This is a genomic window from Thermus igniterrae ATCC 700962 (assembly GCF_000376265.1).
GTDB lineage: Bacteria > Deinococcota > Deinococci > Deinococcales > Thermaceae > Thermus > Thermus igniterrae.
Window position 1 is genome coordinate 31,881 of the sequence record NZ_AQWU01000069.1, and the last position, 15,661, is coordinate 47,541.

The window sequence follows — 15,661 nt, forward strand, 5'->3', positions numbered from 1 at the left end:
CACCTCCTCGCATTATTTTACTGTCCGGGCACCCGGTTCACAAACTCGTTGGTGTAGGTGCGCTTGAGGTCAATGGGCGCCCGGGCCACGTTGGGGTCAAAGGCGGAGAGGACCGCCAGGGGGCGCAAGGGGGCGGTATCGCTGAAGCGCCCCGTGGGGGAGAAGGCCTCCAGAGAGTTTTTGAGGACCTTGAGGTACAGGGCCCGGTCCCCCAGGAAGTACTCCTCGGGGAGCACGGCGGCGATCTCCTCGGGGGTCTTGCCCTGCATCCAGCGGAGGCCCCGCACCATGGCGTTCACCAGGCGCTGGGCGGTGTCGGGGTTTCGCTCCAGCCAGGCCCGGGTGGTGTAGAGGACGGCCGCCGGGTATTCCCCGCCCAGGACCTCCCGCGTCCCCTTGGTGGAGCGGGTGTCGGCCAGGACCTTGATGAGCCCCCGTTCTTCCAGAAGGGTGATGGCGGGCTCCACGTTGGAAAGGGCGTCCACCTGTTTGTTCTGCACCGCCGCCACCGCCTGCGCCCCCACGGAGACCCCGATGACGGAGACATCCGTGGGCTTGAGGCCGTTTTTCACCAGGAGGTAGTTCAGGAAGAAGTGGGTGGAGCTTCCCGGGGCGGTCACCCCCACCCTGCGCCCCTTGAGGTCGGCCACCGTCTTCACCTGGTCCGCCAGGTCCGCCCGCACCCCCAGGACGATGGCCGGGTAGCGCCCCACCTGCACGAAGGCCACGATGTCCCGCCCCTGGGCCTGCATCTGGATGGTGTGGTCGTAGAAGCCCATGACCACCTCCACGCTGCCCCCGATGAGGGCCTGGAGGGCCCGGGCCCCTGCCCCCAGGTCCTGGATGACCACGTCCAGGCCCTCCTCCTTGAAGTAGCCCAGGCGTTCCACCACGGTGAGGGGCAGGTAGACCACCGCGGTCTTGCCCCCCACCCCCAGGACAACCCGTTTCTGGGCCAAGCCCATGGCCAACAGCACCACCAAAAGCCAGACCAATCCGCGCTTCATCCTTCACCCCCCTCTGCCCTGGGGCGCCAGGCGAGGAGCCGCCGCTCTACCCGGCCCACCAGGGCATCCAAGGCCAGCACGAAGGCCATGAGGACCACCATGCCCGCAAACACCCCCGTGGTGTCAAACACCCCCTCGGCCTGGGCGATCACGTAGCCCAGGCCGGCGGCGCTGCCCAGGTACTCCCCCACCACGGCCCCAATCACGGCGAAACCGATGGAGGTTCTAAGACTGGAAAATATCCAGCTGGCTGCCGAGGGCAGATAGACGTGCCGCAGGAGGTGGCTCCGTCGGGCGCCCAGAAGCCTGGCGTTTTGCAGGACCACGGGGCTCACCTCCTTCACCCCTTGGTAGGTGTTGAAGAAGGCCACGAAGAAGACCAGGGTCACCCCCAGGGCCACCTTGGAGAGGACCCCTAGGCCGAACCAGAGGGTGAAGATGGGGGCGAGGACCACCCGGGGTATGGCGTTCAGGGCCTTGATGTAGGGGTCCAGCACCGCCGCCACGCTGGGGGCGAGGGCTAGCCATAGCCCCAGGGCCACCCCCAGGAGGGTGCCGAAGAAGAAGGCCAGGAGCATCTCCAGGGTGGTGATGTAGAGGTGGGGGTAGATCTCCCCGGTGCCGAACCAGCGGGCGATGCGCAGGGCGATGTCCGAGGGCTTGGAGAAGAAGAAGGGGTCTATGCGGCCGGTCCTCGAGGCCCACTCCCACCAGGCCAAAAACCCCAGGAGGAGGCCGAGTTGCCAGAGCCGGACCCTAAGCCCCCGCATGGGCTCGCATCACCTCCCCTCGGAGGAGGTCCCAGATTTCCCGATGGAGGCGTAGGAACTCCGGGGTGAGCCGGATCTCGGCCACGTCCCGGGGCCGGGGCAGGGGGATAGGGAAGTCCCCGATGGGCCGGGAGCGGGGCCCGGCGCTCATCACCACCACCCGGTCCGCCAGGGCGATGGCCTCCTCCAGGTCGTGGGTCACGAAGAGCACGGTCTTCCGGTCCTCCTGCCACAGCCTCAGAAGCTCGTTTTCCATGAGTTGGCGCGTCTGCACGTCCAGGGCGGCAAAGGGCTCGTCCATGAGCAGGAGCCTGGGGTTGGCGATCAGGACCTGGGCCAGGCCTACCCGCTTGCGCATCCCCCCGGAGAGCTGGTGGGGGTAGTGGTGGGGAAAGCGCCCGAGCCCCACCTTTTCCAGCCAGACCAGGGCCTTTTCCCGGGCCTCCCGCCAGGGCTGGCCCCGGAAGACCAGGGGCAGGGCCACGTTGTCCAGGGCGGTCTTCCAGGGGAGGATGGCGTCCTGCTGGAAGAGGTAGCCCGCCACCGGGTTCAAGCCCTTGAGGGGCCGCCCTTCCAGCCAGACCTCCCCTTCGGAGGGGGTAAGGAGGCCTGCGGCCACGTTCAGCAGGGTGCTCTTGCCGCATCCCGTGGGGCCCACTAGGCTCACGAACTCCCCAGGGGCCAGCCGCAGGCCCACCCCCTCCACGGCCACGTAGCGGCCAAAGGCCACGGAGACCCCACGGAACTCCAGGAAGCTCATGGGTAGTACTCAGGGTTGGGCTTGAAGCCCAGGGCGTTGAGGAGGCGGTTGGTGAAGTTGAACATGGCCGCCACCTCGGTGGCCTCGAGGATGGCCTCGTCGGAAAGCCCCACCTCCCGCAGGGGCCTCAGGTCCTCCTCGGTCATCTGGTGGTGCCCGTGGGTGACCTTCAGGGCAAACGCCACCAGGGCCCGCATCCTGGGGGGCATCTCCGCCCGGCGGGGGTTGGCGGCCAGGACCTCGGGGAGGATGGGGTCTTGGATGAGGTCCTTGAGGTAGCGCTTGTGGCTGGCCACGCAGTACTCGCAACGGTTCTCCCCGCTTATGGCGATGGCCATGGCCTCCTTCTCCTCCCGGCTCAGGAGGCCTTCCCCCCGCATGAGGGTGTCGTAGTAGCGGAACCAGAGGAGGAAGCGGGGGCTTAGGGCAAAGGCCCGGGCCACGTTGGGCACAAAGCCCGTCTTTTCCCGGAAGCGGGCGAAGAGCTCCCGCACCTCCTGGGAAAGCTCCTCCTCCTGGGGTACCCGGAGCCAGGAGATCACCATACGGCCACCGTCCGCACCGGCCCCCCCGAGGCCCCCCGGTGCTTGGGCCCCCCCACGAAGAGGAGGGCCCCCGAGGGGGGCACCTGGGCCAGGTTGGCCAGGTTCTCCAGGCCGTACTTCCCTGCGCCCAGCAGGACCAGGTGGGCTTTGAAGTCTCTGGAGGGGCCGAAGTCCAGGGAGAGGGTGTCCACCCCCACCCCCACGATCTCCCGCTCCCGCACCAAGAACGCCGCCGCCTCCGGGGAGAAGCCGGGGAAGTGGAGGGTGCCGGAGGCGTCCTGGTTGAGGAAGGCCTTGGGGTTGCGCCAGCGGGCCTCCCATCCCGAGTGCATGGCCACGAAGGCCCCCCGGGGCAGGCGGCCATGCTGGCGCTCGTAGGCCAGGATATCGTCCACGGTCACCTGGGCGTCGGGGTTGCGGGCGGCCTTCTCGTGGATGTGGATCACGGCTAGGGGAGCGATGAGGGTATTTATGGGGAGTTTTTCCGCGGTGAGGCCCCCTTCGGCGAAGTGGGCAGGGGCGTCCATGTGGGTGCCCGAGTGCTCCCAAAGGTCCAGGCGGTTCCCGTAGTAGCCGTTTTGCCGCACCGTAACCAGGGTGGTGATGCGCATGGGCTCGGCCCCGGGAAACAGGGGGATCTCCGGGGAGAGCTCGTGGGTGAGGTCCACCGCCTTGCTGAAGGCCTTGCCCTGGACCTCCGCCTGCGCCAAGGCCTTACCCGCCAAAAGCCCGAGGCCCATCCCCAGGAAAGCCCTGCGGGAAAGGGCGCGGGCCACCTCTTCCATCACCAAGGGCGCGCACATGCTGGCCTCCTTTCTTGCCGTATAAACTTACCACGGGGCGGCAAAGGTAGGCAAGGGCTTGCCGGCCTGTCCTTTACCCGCTTTCCCCGACCGAGCCTGGTGCAGTGCGGAATTCACCCCTATTCCATGACCACCTGAACCTTCGGGGGACCTCCGCATGCGTAAGGGTGGGCCCTCATGAAACCAACACCCTGCGCTCAGGAACGGGCGGTAGCATAGAGCAAATGGGGCGATGGGGGTTTCCCCAGGGGGGGTTTAGGCGGTGGGGACGGGGGGTCTTCTGGCTGACCTTGTTGCTCCTCGCCCTCGCCGCTTGTCGCGGGACGGGCGAGGCCCCTGAGCCTCCTGGAAGCCCACCTCCTGCGCCTGGTCCTGCGCCGAGCGTGCGTACTTGGATCTACCAGCTCACGGGCTATCCGGCCTCGGGGCTCGCCGCCTTGGGAGCCGCAGCCGCCGACCTTTACGTGATTGACCTCACCAAGGACGGGGCGACGCCTTGGTCGGGCGATGATCTTGCCGCCCTCGAGGGAAAACCCGTCTTGGCCTACATGGAGATCGGGGGGATGGAAAACTACCGGCCGGAGTATTCGGTGGTCCAAAAGGATGCGCCCGATCTACTCCTGAACTCGGTGCCAGGCTGGAGTGGGGAGTGGTATGCCAAGTACTGGGACGAGCGCTGGTGGAACCTAGTGGTGCGGCCTAGGCTGGACAAGGCCTTTGCGGCGGGGTTTAAAGGGATCTACCTGGACCTGGTGGATGCCTACGAGGGGATCAGCCTAAATTTGGTCCCGGGAGAAACCCGGGATAGCTTGGCGGCCAAGATGGTGGCCCTCCTGGGGCGGATCAGCCAGTATGTCAAGGCCAAAAGGCCCGACTTTTGGGTCTTTCCCCAAAACGCCCCGGAACTCAGGATGCGGCCGGGATATCTCTCGGCCATAGATGGGATTGGCCTCGAGGAGCTCTTCTTCTACGCCACCGACAAACCCTGTACGGACTCGGGTTGCCAAGAACGCCTCGCCCACGCCCGCGCCATCCGGGATGCGGGCAAGCTGGTTCTCACGGTGGACTACGCCACCCGGCCGGAAAACGTGCGGGCGGCGTGCGAGAAGTCCCGTGCGGAGAGGTTTGTGCCGTACGTGACCGTGGTGGACTTGGATCGGATTAGCCCCTTGTGTCCGTGAGGCTCAAAAGGTACCGTTCCTGGGCGAGGACCGGCGTTAGCCCGTAGGCCAGGGCCCGCTTCCTTGCGAAGCGGGCGAGCCTAGGGTCTGGGGCGTAGTCTAGGCTGTACCGCTCCCAGGGGTATTGGGTAAGGACCAGGGCCCAGCGGGCGTTGGCGCGGAGGGCAGGCCGGGGAAGGGGCTTTCCGCCCCCTTCCCACGTGGTGGAGAAGGCTTCAAAGACGATGCCGTCCACGAGTTCCGCCAGGTGGGGCAGGAGGGCGAAGCCGCGGTTGGCGAGGAGGAAGCAGGGCCCCACCGCCCTGCGGATTTCCAAGAGAAGGCGTAGGGTGCCTTCCCGGTTCGTGGCCGCCCCTTGGTCCAGGGTGTCTAGGAAGAGGCCGCGAAAGCCTCGGGCCAAGTAAAGCAAGGCGCTTTCCACCACCTTGGCCACCCAGGCTGGGTGGGTGGGGTCCACGAGCCTCGTGTTCCAAAGGGGGTTCAGGCCCCGCTGCCAGGGCGCCTCGGGGCCCGGGTCCTCCCCGAGGCTCAGGTAGGCCAGGGGCTCGGTGGGGGCTAGGGCCGCTAGCTCCTCTGGGGTGTAGGCCCAAGGCTGCAGGACCACGCGGCGGAAGGCCCGAAGCTCGGCAAGCCTTCCTTGGCCGTAGTAAAAGGCGAGGGGCTTAAAGAAGGTAGACGCCATAGCGCTCCGGGTGGCGCAAGTACTCCAGGAAGTAGAGGAGGAGGGAAAGCCCCACGGCCCCCAGGATCAAGGGGTTTTCCGTCAGGTGGAGGAGGAGGGCGCTTGCCAGCAAGGCGAAGGCGCTGGCCCGGATGCCCCCCAGAGCGTTTAGGCCCAAGGCCACGGCGCTCGTGAAGCCCAAGAAGCCAAAGCCGAGGAGCGCCTTTCCGTAAACGTCCGACCAGGGAAGCGCCAGCAGAAGGACCAAGGTGGGGACCGAGGCGGTGAGGGCGTAGGTCCAGAAGGCGCGTTGGATGGCAAGAACGAGGGATTCCGGGCTCGCCTTTTGCCAAAGGGTTTGGCCCAAGGCCTGCACGAAGGCGGCCAGGCGCATCTCTATCAGCAAAGCGGCGAGCAGGTAAGCGGCTAGGCCCAAAAGCGCCCCTTGTCCTGCTCCTTCCACGAGGCGCCAGAGCACGAGGCCTTGCCCCAAGCCGTATGCGGCGTAGACCCATTCGGTTAGAGCGGCGTGGTACAAGAACAAGAGGCCGTGCGCTTTGGGCAGCCCCACTTCCCGAAGGAGGAAGGTTAGGGGGAAAAGCCCCACCCAAAGGGGAGAAGTTCCCACCATCCGGAGTACGATTGCCCCCAAGAGGAAGCCGGCGGCAACCCCTGTGGCCTTGCCCTCGAGGCCCTTAAGCGTCAAGACCCCCACCGCCACCCAGGCCACGCCCACGCTCCAGGAGGCGGCCGGGCCCAAATCCCAAGGGGCGGTGAGGGAAACGCCCACGACCCCCAGCCAGGCAAAGGCGGCGTGGACGCTTGGGACCTCGCCCGGGCCGAGCTCCACCACCGCCTTGAGGGCTCCCCGGGCGGCGAGCTGGCTCCAGACCAGGAGGAAAAGGGCGGGAAGCCACCCCACCTCCCCCGCGCCTTGAAAAGCCACCAGGGTACCCAGCAGGGTGAGGGCCACCGCCAGGTGCCGCAACCCCAGGCCCCCTTGCGGCCTAGGGGCCTTTGCCCGGGGGCGAAAATCGCGCTGGGCCAGGGCGAAGAGGGCTTGGGCCAGGGCAAAGGTGCTCGTAAGCCCAAAGAGCCGTTCCACGCGGTAGCGGTTGTAGCCCAAAACCTCCAAGTGGGCGGCAAGCTCGTAGGGGTCGCTCGCTTGGGCGAGGAGGTCTTGGAGGGTGCGGGCCAGGTCCTGAAGTGCTTGGGCACGAGGGGGTGGGAAGGTGGGGGGGCGGTACTCTCCTCGGGCGCTCACTCCGGCACCTCCACCGCCCTGCGCAGGGCTAGACCCTCGTAAATGGCGGAAAACTCTCGCAGCATTCGCTCCAGGGTGTAAAGGGAGAGCACCTTTTCCCGAGCCTTTTGGCCCAATTCCAGGCACCGCTCGGGATTTTGTAGAAACCCTAAGAGGGCTTCCGCCAACGCCTCGGGATCCATGGCGGGCACCACCTCGCCCACCCCCTCCAAGACTTCCCCCACGCTTCCCACCCGGGTACCCACCAGGGTGCGGCCCACCGCCATGTTTTCAATGACCGTGTAGGGGAAGCCCTCGGAGATGCTGGAAAGAACCCCCACCCATCCCTGGCGGTAAGCCTGGTACACGGGGCTCGCCGGGCCCATGAAGCGCACGTTCGCTCCCAGGCCGAGTTCTTCCACGCGAGCCCTGACGCTTGCGGCGTAGCCCTCGTTGCCTCGAGGCACGGGGCCGAAGAGGAGGAGCCGGGCCTCCGGCGACGCCTCCCGCACCCTGCCGAAGGCTTCCACCAGGGTGAGGAGGTCCTTCAAGGGGTCAATCCGCCCCACCCAGACGGCGGTGGGGGGGCCTTCCAGGCGGAGAGGTGCCTCGGGGAACTGGGCGGGATCTATGCCGTTGGCCACCACCCGGATGCGCTTGGGGTCAGCCCCCAGCTCCACCTCCCAACGCAGGTTGAAGCGGCTCACCGTGGTGATGAAATCGGCCTTCTGGTAGGCCAAGCGGCTCGTGAGGTGGTAGAAGCGGGCCTGGACCAGGCGCTCCGCCGGAGAGGGGTTGGTTTCCGAGAAGGCCAGGTACCGCTCCCGCAGGAAAACCCCGTGCTCCGTGAGGAGGAAGGGCACCCCCAGGTGCCGGGATACGAGCCAAGCGGGAATGACCGCCAGGCCCCCGCTGGTGGCATGCACCAGGTCCACCTCGGGAATGGGGTCTAAAGCCAGGAGGGGAAGCAGGGTGGCGCGCAGCCAGTGCAAGACGGCAAGCCCCTCCCCCAAGGTGGGGGGGCGGCCAAGGAGGAGGCTGAGGCGTTGGCTGAGGAGCCCTTGGACCTTGGGATGGAGGAAGAGGTCGTGAAGGTGGCGCTTGCGCAGAAGGAAAAGCTCCCAAAGCCCCTCTTGGAAGCTGGCGAGGTCAAGTTCCAGAAAGGAGAAGAGCTTTTCCAAGGCGGGAAGAAGGGCGTGCAAGGGAGCGGGGGAGAAGGGGAAGGACCGGGGCGGGCGGAAGAGGTGAAGGGTCCGCAAGGGGGTGCCGGGAGGCAGGGGCAGGACCGGCTTGGTCTGCTGGGGTCCCCAAAGGGCGAGCACCGTGAAGGCCCCTTCCAGGCCGAAAAGGAGCTGCTCGCACCAGCGGCTTACCCCGCCCACGGCGTAGGGGTAGGTCCCTTCGGTGATGAAAAGAACCCTAAGGCGTTTGGAAGGCATAGGTGCCCGTTCCGACAAAGCAGCGGTTCACGCCAGCGTAGGCTTCGCAGGCGGGGCCTTGGACGCCTGTCACCCAGACGGGCTTGCCCTGGAGGGTGAGGGTGCGGGCGGCCGGGTCAATCAGGGCCTTCACGCTTCCCGTCCGCACCGCCTCGTAGTGGCGGTAGCGCTTCAGGGCGTGCTCCCCGTACTCCCCCCAGGTGGGGGAGAGAAGGGGGAGGGCGGTGTAGGTGGCGTACTTGGCCACAAGGGTTTCCACCCAGTCAAAGACCAGGTTCTTGCCCGGGGCGTACTCATGGAGGTTGGCCTGGTGGAAGTAGTGGCTTCCCCCGTCGGTGAAAAGGTGCCAGAGCGCCAGGTTCGTTTCCTGCTGCAGGTATTCCGCGTAGGTCAGGTCGCGGGGCCAGTAGGGGTCAGTGCCGCCCGGGCCATAAACGCTGTTGTAGGCGGCTAGGGCTTCCTGCGCCGTGGTGACGTTGTAAAAGACGTTAGTGGGCCGGTCCGCCACCAGGTAAAGCCCGGGGGCGAGGGGGTGGGGGTAGGCGCAGGTGCGGCAGGGGGGCTTTTGGCTATCCACCGACCAGTTGATCTTGGCGAAGCGCACCTTGTACTCCGCAAGGGCCTGGAGGAAGAAGGGGTTAGAGGCCCCAAGGCCGTTGTCCGTGCGGGGGAAGTCGTAGGGGTTTTGTCCCTTCCAGCCAAAGCCGGAGTACTGGCCGCTTTTGAACACGGTGTGCTCGTAGCGGAGGCCGAGGAGGCTCGCCACCCGGTTGTTCTCGGCGATCTCGCGCTCCGCCTGGGCCAGGTCGGTGAAGTCCATGTCCCAGTGGGTGTAGGAGTGGTTGTAAAAGCGGAAGGTGTCCTTTAGGGCCTGGCTGGCCTGGACCAGGTCGTCCGCCAAGTTCAGGGGCTCTTGCGCCAGGGTTTCGGACGGGTCGCAGGGGTCTTGGTTGTCGTTGGGGTTGGGGTCCAAGACGGCCCCACAGCCGTTAAAAGCCAGGTCCAGGGTGAAGGCCTGAGCCACGGGGTAGGTTTGGCGGAGGATCGCCTGCTTGGCGGCGACGGCCTGGGCCTCGGCCCCGCTGAGGCGGAAGGTGAGGGTGTTCCCCACCCCGGAGCTATCCCCAGAGACCTCGGTGGAGAGGAACCAGTCGTCCACGTCTACCCTGAGGTAGCGGCTGTACTCCCCCACGTACACCCCTCGGGTGAGCCAGCGGATGAGCCCGGGGGCGAGGAGCCAGGTGTGGACGAGGTAGGGGCTTTGGTCAAAGGTGAGGACGAGTTGCTCCCGCCCGTCAGCAGTGGCGCGCACGATGCCGAAGAGGTTGCCATCGGCGTCCGTGAGAAGGGGGGTGGCGGCGCACGTGCCGCTTAGCGTCGCCTTGTAGGCATAGGCGTGCCGGAGGGGCAGGGTGCCCGTGAGGTCCGGGAAGAGGGTTTGGCCTTCTTGCGTCAAGGTGAGGGGGTAGCTTTGCGTGGCGAGGTCTATGCCGTTTGGGTCGTAGGCTGCGGGGCTTGGGGTTAAGAAGCCGGCCACGTTGCTCAGGCAGTGGTCCTCGGGGTAGGTTCCGGGATAGGTGTAGAGGACGAGTTCCCGAACGCCGTAATCCCGCTCGTAGGCCCAAAGGCGGTTCCAGTCGTCCGCGGACATGTGGTAGGTGGGTCCCGAGTCGGACCAGGTGGCCAGCTGGCCCTCCGCCAGGATCACCCCTTGGAAGCGCCCGGTGCCGTCGGGGTTGGTGAGGGGGACCTGGCTGAAGGGCGTCTGGCTCACGTTCACCACCTCGTAGGGGATGAGAAACGTTTCCAGGATGTCTTGGGCGGCGGCGAAGTGGGGGGCTTGCTCGGGGTCGGTGGAGGTGGTCAGGACCAGGATGCGGGCCTCGTACTTGGCCCCGGGAAGGGCCTGGGGCCTTAGGGGAAGCGTGAGGGGTACGGGCCCCTCGAGGGCCGGCAAGGGGCGGCTTGGAAGCACCGGCAAGGCCGGGGGGGCGAGGGGCGGGCCCTTCACCTGCACCTTGGGTGCCTGGGAGGACGGGCCTTGGAAGCTGCAGGCGGCGAGGAGGAGGGCAAGGAGGGCGAGGCGGCGCATGGCTTCACCTTCCCTTCTGGGGCAGGTTCAGGGGGCTTAGCCCCAGACCCTGCGGCTGGATGCTCGCTACCCCGCTTCCTTGCTGGACCCCGTTGGCGTCCAAGGTCAAGACGTGCCACCAGGTGTTGTACCCGACACCGCTTGTGGGGGCGGGGAAGTTGGCCACGGGGTAGCCCGCGTTAAAGACCTGCACCTGAGCCCCTGAGGTGCTCCAACTACCCCCGCCGAAGTACCAGTGGACGTAGACGCGGTAGCTTCCCCCTTGGTAGGCGAAGCGGAGGGTTTCCTGCCCGGGGCCTTGGGGGGTATCCCCTTCCAGGCAGGCGGGGCCGGTGGGGGGGCAGGTGCCCGGGTTGTTCCAGTAGATGTGGTTCGCCGCCGGGCTGTCGGGGTAGAAGAGGTGGAGGTCCAAGTCGGCGGCGTTGTTCCAGGAGAGGAGTATGCGCCACTCGGAAGCGTAGGTGACGGTGAGGGTGAAGTCCCAGATCCCTGGGGTGCCGCCCCCTTGGGGCGTGGCCCGAAGGCGCAAGGGGTAGGTGCCGGGGGGTGGGTTTTGCACCTGGAGGGCCACGGGTCCGCCGCTCGCCGGAAGGGTGGTGCCGGAGAGGGCGATGCCGGGAGGAGGAGGGGTTCCGTCCTGGCGGGTGAGGGTGAGGTCCAAGGGGGTGTTGAAGCCGTTTTGCGGCGTTACGTTGACCTGGAGGCTTCCTGACCCGCCCCAGGGCAGGGTTAGGGCGGTATCCCCGCTTAGGGTGAAGCCCGTGGCCCTCAAGGTGAAGCTTGCCTCCCGCACCCGGCCTCCTCCTTCCGCCCGGAGGGTGAGGGCGTAGTCCTGAGGACTCAGGCTCGGGGCCAGGGCGAGGGTGAGGGCAAGGGTGAGGGGGTTTGGGCCAAGGCTTACCTGGGTGGGGCTCAGGAGGATGCCCGAGGGCGGGTTGACCAGGCTCAGGTTTACGGGTCCGGTGAAGCCGTTTAGGGGGGTGAGGGTGAGGGTGGCCTGGGCGGTGCCGCCCACGGGGGCGGTGGGGGTGCCCGAAAGGCTTAGGACGAAGTCGGGGGCGGTGCTGTTCACCGCGATGGCCCGGCTTCCCGCGCTCCCGGCGCTGAAGAGGATGGCCCCTTGGCTCACGCTTTGGTTGGCGGAAACCCGGTAGACTTTGCCCGCGTAACCCGAAGGGGTGGTGTCCTGGACGACGAGCCCCTCGGCCGCCTGGAAGGTAAGGGGGGGAAGCGTGCCGTGCCCGGAGTTGCCCACCAGGACCAGGGCGGTTTCGCCGGGGTTGAGGTTAAGGGCCAGGGGCGCCACCTCGAGGCCCGGCCCCAGGTTCGGATTCACCACCTTGCGCAAAAGCCGTACTAGGTCCTGCTCGTCCGCGTAGCCGCTGGAGTCCAGGTCGGCGTGGTAGCGGCGGTAGGGGGTGGGGGAGGCCGCACCCGTGAGGAGGTCGGCGAGGAGGAGGGCGTCCGACAGGCTCACCCCTCCGCTTCCGTTCAGGTCACCCAAAGGGTTTTGCGCAAAAGAGGCCTCCACCTCGTTCTGGGCTATGCCAGGAAGGGGGGTGTAGCCCTGAGAGGCCAGCTGGCCTTGGGGGGCCGGGCCTCCCCCTTCCCAGGAGGGGGTGATCCGGGTTGCTTCCGCTTCCAAAACGCGGACCTCGGGTCTTGCCCCCGGTCGAAGGACCTGGAACTGGACCCGAAGCACCTCGCCGGAGCGGGCTTGGTAGGAAACCCCTGCCAGGCGCACCTGGCCCGCCTCCTGGTACACCTCGGTGAGGAGGGGGCTTTGCAGGCCCAGGTAACGGAGGGCGCTTGGGTCAAAGGTGATGTCCACAAGCAGACCCCGCGTGGCCTCGCCACGCAGGACCAGGGTGTCGGGAGAAGGGGCATGAGTCCCTTGCGGACCCCCGCAGGCGGCGAGGAGGAGAAGGACGAGCAAGTAGGGGCGTTTTGCCATATGAGCACCTCTTAGGGGCCGAGGGAAAGGCTACCCACAGCCACGGATTCCTCTTCGTAGGAGCCTGCTTGCACCAGGATCCCTTCTTCTAGGGAGAGCACGTCCCCGCCCGACCCTCTCAGGGCAACCACTCCCACCTGACCGGGACCCTGGAAGGCTTGGGTGGCTTCGCAGGCCACCAAGGCGTTCCAGAGATTCGGGTTCCGGGAAACCTGGTGGAGGTCGGCGAGGCCCTCCTTGGGTGAGGGCTCCTGGGCTGAGGGTAAGGGTGAAACCCAAGAGGACCTCGAGGCGAAACCCCGCTCCTTGGTGGGGCCGGAGGGTTTGGCCGAGGTGGGTGGCCACGAAGTAGCCGTTCTCCCCCCGCCCCGGGAGTCTTGGCTTAAGGGCCAACAGGACCAAAACCCCGAGGTCCTTTTCCTGGGCGAGGTGGCCGCTTTGCGCCCGGAGCTTGAGGGCGTAACTTCTGGGCGCAAGCGTGTCTAGGGCAGAATCCCCCAGGGTTTCGTGGACTGCGTTGCCGGAAAGCCACACGGAGGAGGGGGTCAGGGCGAAACCGGGCGCAGAGCTGCCGTCCCAGTGGGCCAAGGTGAGATGCACCGAGCCGGCGAAACTCTCTTCTGGCGTGAGGGTGATCCAGGTGGCCTGGTTCCCCCCTTGGGGAATGGTGAGGGTGGAGGGGAGGGGGCCTGAGAGGGTGAAGGAGGGACCAGGCACCCGGGGAAGCTGGGTATAAGAGGTAAGCCCTAAAAGCACGAGAAAACCCCGCATCCAAGCTGCCTTCATGGGGTCAGGGTGAGGCTTCCTCCGCTCACCGAGGTGTCCTCGGTGTAGTCGGGCTTGGTAAGCGCCACGTTCCCCACGCTCAGGGTTCCGCCGCCCGTTCCCGTGACGGTGAGGACTGCGAGCTGGCCGGGTCCGGTGAAGGAGCTGTTGCACACGAGGGCCACGTTCCACTGGTTGGGGCTCGTGGATACCTGAACGAAGTCCAGGGTGCATCCTGAGGTCAAGGCACCCGTGCCCGCGCTCAGGCTGAAGCCTGCGGGTAGCGTGACGCTAAAGAGAGCGGCGCGGTAGGCGTCCGTGGTGCCCACCAGGTTCACCCCCACGCTGTAGGTGTTGCCCGTGCGGCCCAGGAGGGTGGGTTGGAGGGCCTTGGGGGCGGCGTTAACCGTGAGGGTAAAGGCCTGGCTCCGGGCGAGGCCGCCACCTGTGGCTTGGAGGGTAAGGGTGTAGTTGCCGGGGGGCACGTTGGGCCCCACGTTCAGGACGAGGGCCACGTTGCCATTGGTGGTGGGGTTTTCGGCGAAGGCGTAGGTCACCTGGTTGCTCCCGTTGCCGAGGATGGTCCCGCTCAGGCTCAAGGACACGGGTCCAGAGAAGTGGGTGCGGTTGAGGGTGACGTTCCCTGTACCCGAAGCCCCTTGTGTTACGGCGATGTCGTTTGCGCTCACGGTGAAGTCGTAAAGGGTGACGCTCAGGGGTTGGCTGCGGGAGAGGTTCCCCCCGGTTGCCCGCACTTGGAGGTTGTAAACCCCAGCCGGGGCGCTTCCCGCCTGCACGGTCAAGGCCACGGGGCTGCTTGCGGGCAGGGTGGCGCTAGCCGGGCTTAGCGTGAGGGGAGTGGGGTTGCCGTTGGTGTCGGTGAGCCCCAGGCTCACGCTCCCGCTGAAGCCGCCGTAGGTGGAGAAGAACGCTTGTAGGCTTGCCGTTCCTCCCACGGGGAGGGTGAGGGCGCTCTGGTCTAGGTAGAAGTCAAACCCGGGGTTTTCCTGAACCACCAAGGCGAAAGGTTTTTCTTGGGAGTTGCTTCCGCTTTCCGCCTTGAGGCGCAGGGTGTAGGTGCCCGGGGCCACCCCGCTTCCTACGCTAAGGGTGAGGGTACCGCTGAAGGGGCCACTCAGGTTCACCGTGGAGGGGCTTGGTAGGCTCACTCCAGAGGGGGCGTCCAGGAGGCTCAGGCTCACGGTGCCTGTGAAGCCGTTCACCGGGGTAAGGCTAAAACCTAGGGTGGCGGTTCCCCCGGGGGTGGTGCTGGTGCTCGGGGCGGCTAGGTTCAAGGTGAAGCTGGGGTAGGGGGCGTGGACCCGGGCGGTGCGGGTGCCGGCGGCGCCGGCTTGGCACTGAATGCTGCCTTCCAGGGTGTTGCTCTGGGCCTGCACCTTGTAGGCCTTGCCTGCGGCTCCCTGGGGGGTTTCGTCCGTCAAGGCGATCCCTTGGGGGTGGGTGCAGGACACGGTGGGAAGGGCGCCATTCCCGGAGTTGTTGAGGAGGAGATAGGCGGACGCCCCAGGGCTCAGGGTGAAGTCCTGCGGGGCGAGCTCCAAGTTAGGTTCTAAACCCGGGTTCACGATCTTCCGCAACAGAAGGGCCAGATCTTGGCCCGTTAGAGTGCCGCTAGAGTTGAGGTCGCCGTGGTAGCGCTGGTAAGGGGTGGGGTTCGTGAGGTTGCCGGCCAGAAGATCCGCGAGCAAAACGCCATCCCCCAGGTTTACCGCCCCGTTTCCATTCAGGTCGCCCAAGGGGTTTTGCACGAAGGAGGGGTCAGCATCCCCCTGGCCGATCCCTGGTACCGCGGATTGCGGCAGGAGCTGGGCCTGGGGCCGGAGGGTGCCTGCCCCCCAGGTTTGCCTTACCGTCCGCCCCTCGGGGTAGGTTTCCACCACCCGCACCTCCGGCCGTGCCCCAGGCCGAAGCACCTCAAAGCTGAGCGCCAAGATGGGGCCCGAGGGCGCATTGGGGGCCACCGCCGCCGCCCGGACCCTCCCCGCTTCGGCGAAGGCCTCGGCGGCGTAGGGGCCTTCCGCCCCCACGTAGCGCAACGCTGTGGGGTCAAAGGTGGCCTCCACCAAGACCCCCCGCGCGCCGTCACCCTGGAGCGCCAGGGTCCAGGTTTCCGGGGCCCGGCTCGTGGGTTGCGAGCAAGCCCCAAGCAAGAGGCCTAGGGCCAATCCTAATACCGCACGCCAACGCTCTTTCATGGCACCTCCTGAATACGAACCCAAAATCTTTAGCGGGATGGAAGACAACAGACCAAACCTCCCCAGAGGAGGGAAAGGAGAACCGCCACGCTGCGGGGGAAGAAGGCATCAATTATCCATGGATCTCTGCTTCCACCCCGCTATCCCAAGCTTAGAAGGAGGTGAGGAACTTGTCTTCCGACTTTGGGCCTAGGTCAAAGGTTACCAGTGCCCTAAGTCTTTTAT

12 protein-coding genes are annotated in these 15,661 nt (G+C 66.6%); 1 reads left to right on the forward strand and 11 read right to left on the reverse strand.

The annotated features are described in order from the left end of the window. Positions 1 to 17: 17 nt before the first annotated feature. From B128_RS0109300 to B128_RS0109320, 5 genes are read right to left on the reverse strand one after another with little or no spacing between them, the layout of a single operon-like run. Positions 18 to 1,007 (reverse strand): ABC transporter substrate-binding protein, encoded by a 990-nt coding sequence (locus tag B128_RS0109300; protein WP_018112000.1) that lies wholly within the window; start codon positions 1,005 to 1,007, stop codon positions 18 to 20. Then, complete coding sequence (locus tag B128_RS0109305; RefSeq protein ID WP_018112001.1) at positions 1,004 to 1,777, reverse strand: ABC transporter permease; 774 nt, start codon at positions 1,775 to 1,777, stop codon at positions 1,004 to 1,006. Before B128_RS0109305 ends, B128_RS0109300 begins: the two co-directional genes overlap by 4 nt. Continuing rightward, positions 1,764 to 2,537 carry an ABC transporter ATP-binding protein gene (locus B128_RS0109310; protein WP_018112002.1) on the reverse strand — a complete coding sequence of 258 codons (774 nt, stop codon included), beginning with the start codon at positions 2,535 to 2,537 and terminating at the stop codon, positions 1,764 to 1,766. Before B128_RS0109310 ends, B128_RS0109305 begins: the two co-directional genes overlap by 14 nt. Then, positions 2,534 to 3,082, reverse strand: coding sequence for a peroxidase-related enzyme (locus B128_RS0109315; RefSeq protein ID WP_018112003.1), 549 nt, complete (start codon positions 3,080 to 3,082; stop codon positions 2,534 to 2,536). The genes B128_RS0109310 and B128_RS0109315 overlap by 4 nt, the downstream gene beginning before the upstream one ends. Continuing rightward, a complete protein-coding gene (locus B128_RS0109320) occupies positions 3,076 to 3,885 on the reverse strand; it encodes a cyclase family protein (RefSeq protein ID WP_026175156.1) in 810 nt (269 codons plus the stop codon). The genes B128_RS0109315 and B128_RS0109320 overlap by 7 nt, the downstream gene beginning before the upstream one ends. A gap of 383 nt (positions 3,886 to 4,268) precedes the next feature. Here B128_RS0109320 and B128_RS0109325 point away from each other — a divergent pair, with 383 nt between their 5' ends. Beyond that, the gene (locus B128_RS0109325; RefSeq protein WP_018112005.1) at positions 4,269 to 5,066 is read left to right on the forward strand and encodes a glycoside hydrolase family 191 protein; all 798 of its coding nucleotides are present in this window, start codon (positions 4,269 to 4,271) and stop codon (positions 5,064 to 5,066) included. Here the strand turns inward: B128_RS0109325 and B128_RS0109330 are convergent. The 6 genes from B128_RS0109330 to B128_RS0109370 all read right to left on the reverse strand — a co-directional run bounded on the left by B128_RS0109330 (position 5,047) and on the right by B128_RS0109370 (position 15,304). Further along, positions 5,047 to 5,748: a hypothetical protein gene (locus tag B128_RS0109330; protein ID WP_018112006.1), complete on the reverse strand. Its 702-nt coding sequence runs from the start codon at positions 5,746 to 5,748 to the stop codon at positions 5,047 to 5,049. The two genes, B128_RS0109325 and B128_RS0109330, sit on opposite strands and share 20 nt — an antisense overlap. After that, positions 5,729 to 6,991 carry a hypothetical protein gene (locus tag B128_RS0109335; protein ID WP_018112007.1) on the reverse strand — a complete coding sequence of 421 codons (1,263 nt, stop codon included), beginning with the start codon at positions 6,989 to 6,991 and terminating at the stop codon, positions 5,729 to 5,731. The genes B128_RS0109330 and B128_RS0109335 overlap by 20 nt, the downstream gene beginning before the upstream one ends. Continuing rightward, positions 6,988 to 8,409: a GT4 family glycosyltransferase PelF gene (gene pelF / locus B128_RS0109340; RefSeq protein ID WP_018112008.1), complete on the reverse strand. Its 1,422-nt coding sequence runs from the start codon at positions 8,407 to 8,409 to the stop codon at positions 6,988 to 6,990. The genes B128_RS0109335 and pelF overlap by 4 nt, the downstream gene beginning before the upstream one ends. After that, positions 8,390 to 10,501: an Agd3-related carbohydrate-binding protein gene (locus B128_RS0109345; RefSeq protein ID WP_018112009.1), complete on the reverse strand. Its 2,112-nt coding sequence runs from the start codon at positions 10,499 to 10,501 to the stop codon at positions 8,390 to 8,392. Before B128_RS0109345 ends, pelF begins: the two co-directional genes overlap by 20 nt. Before the next feature lie 4 nt (positions 10,502 to 10,505). Beyond that, positions 10,506 to 12,455 (reverse strand): hypothetical protein, encoded by a 1,950-nt coding sequence (locus tag B128_RS0109350; RefSeq protein WP_020397795.1) that lies wholly within the window; start codon positions 12,453 to 12,455, stop codon positions 10,506 to 10,508. A 782-nt stretch (positions 12,456 to 13,237) separates the two neighbouring features. Further along, positions 13,238 to 15,304 (reverse strand): dockerin type I repeat-containing protein, encoded by a 2,067-nt coding sequence (locus tag B128_RS0109370; protein WP_245537241.1) that lies wholly within the window; start codon positions 15,302 to 15,304, stop codon positions 13,238 to 13,240. Positions 15,305 to 15,661: the final 357 nt, after the last annotated feature.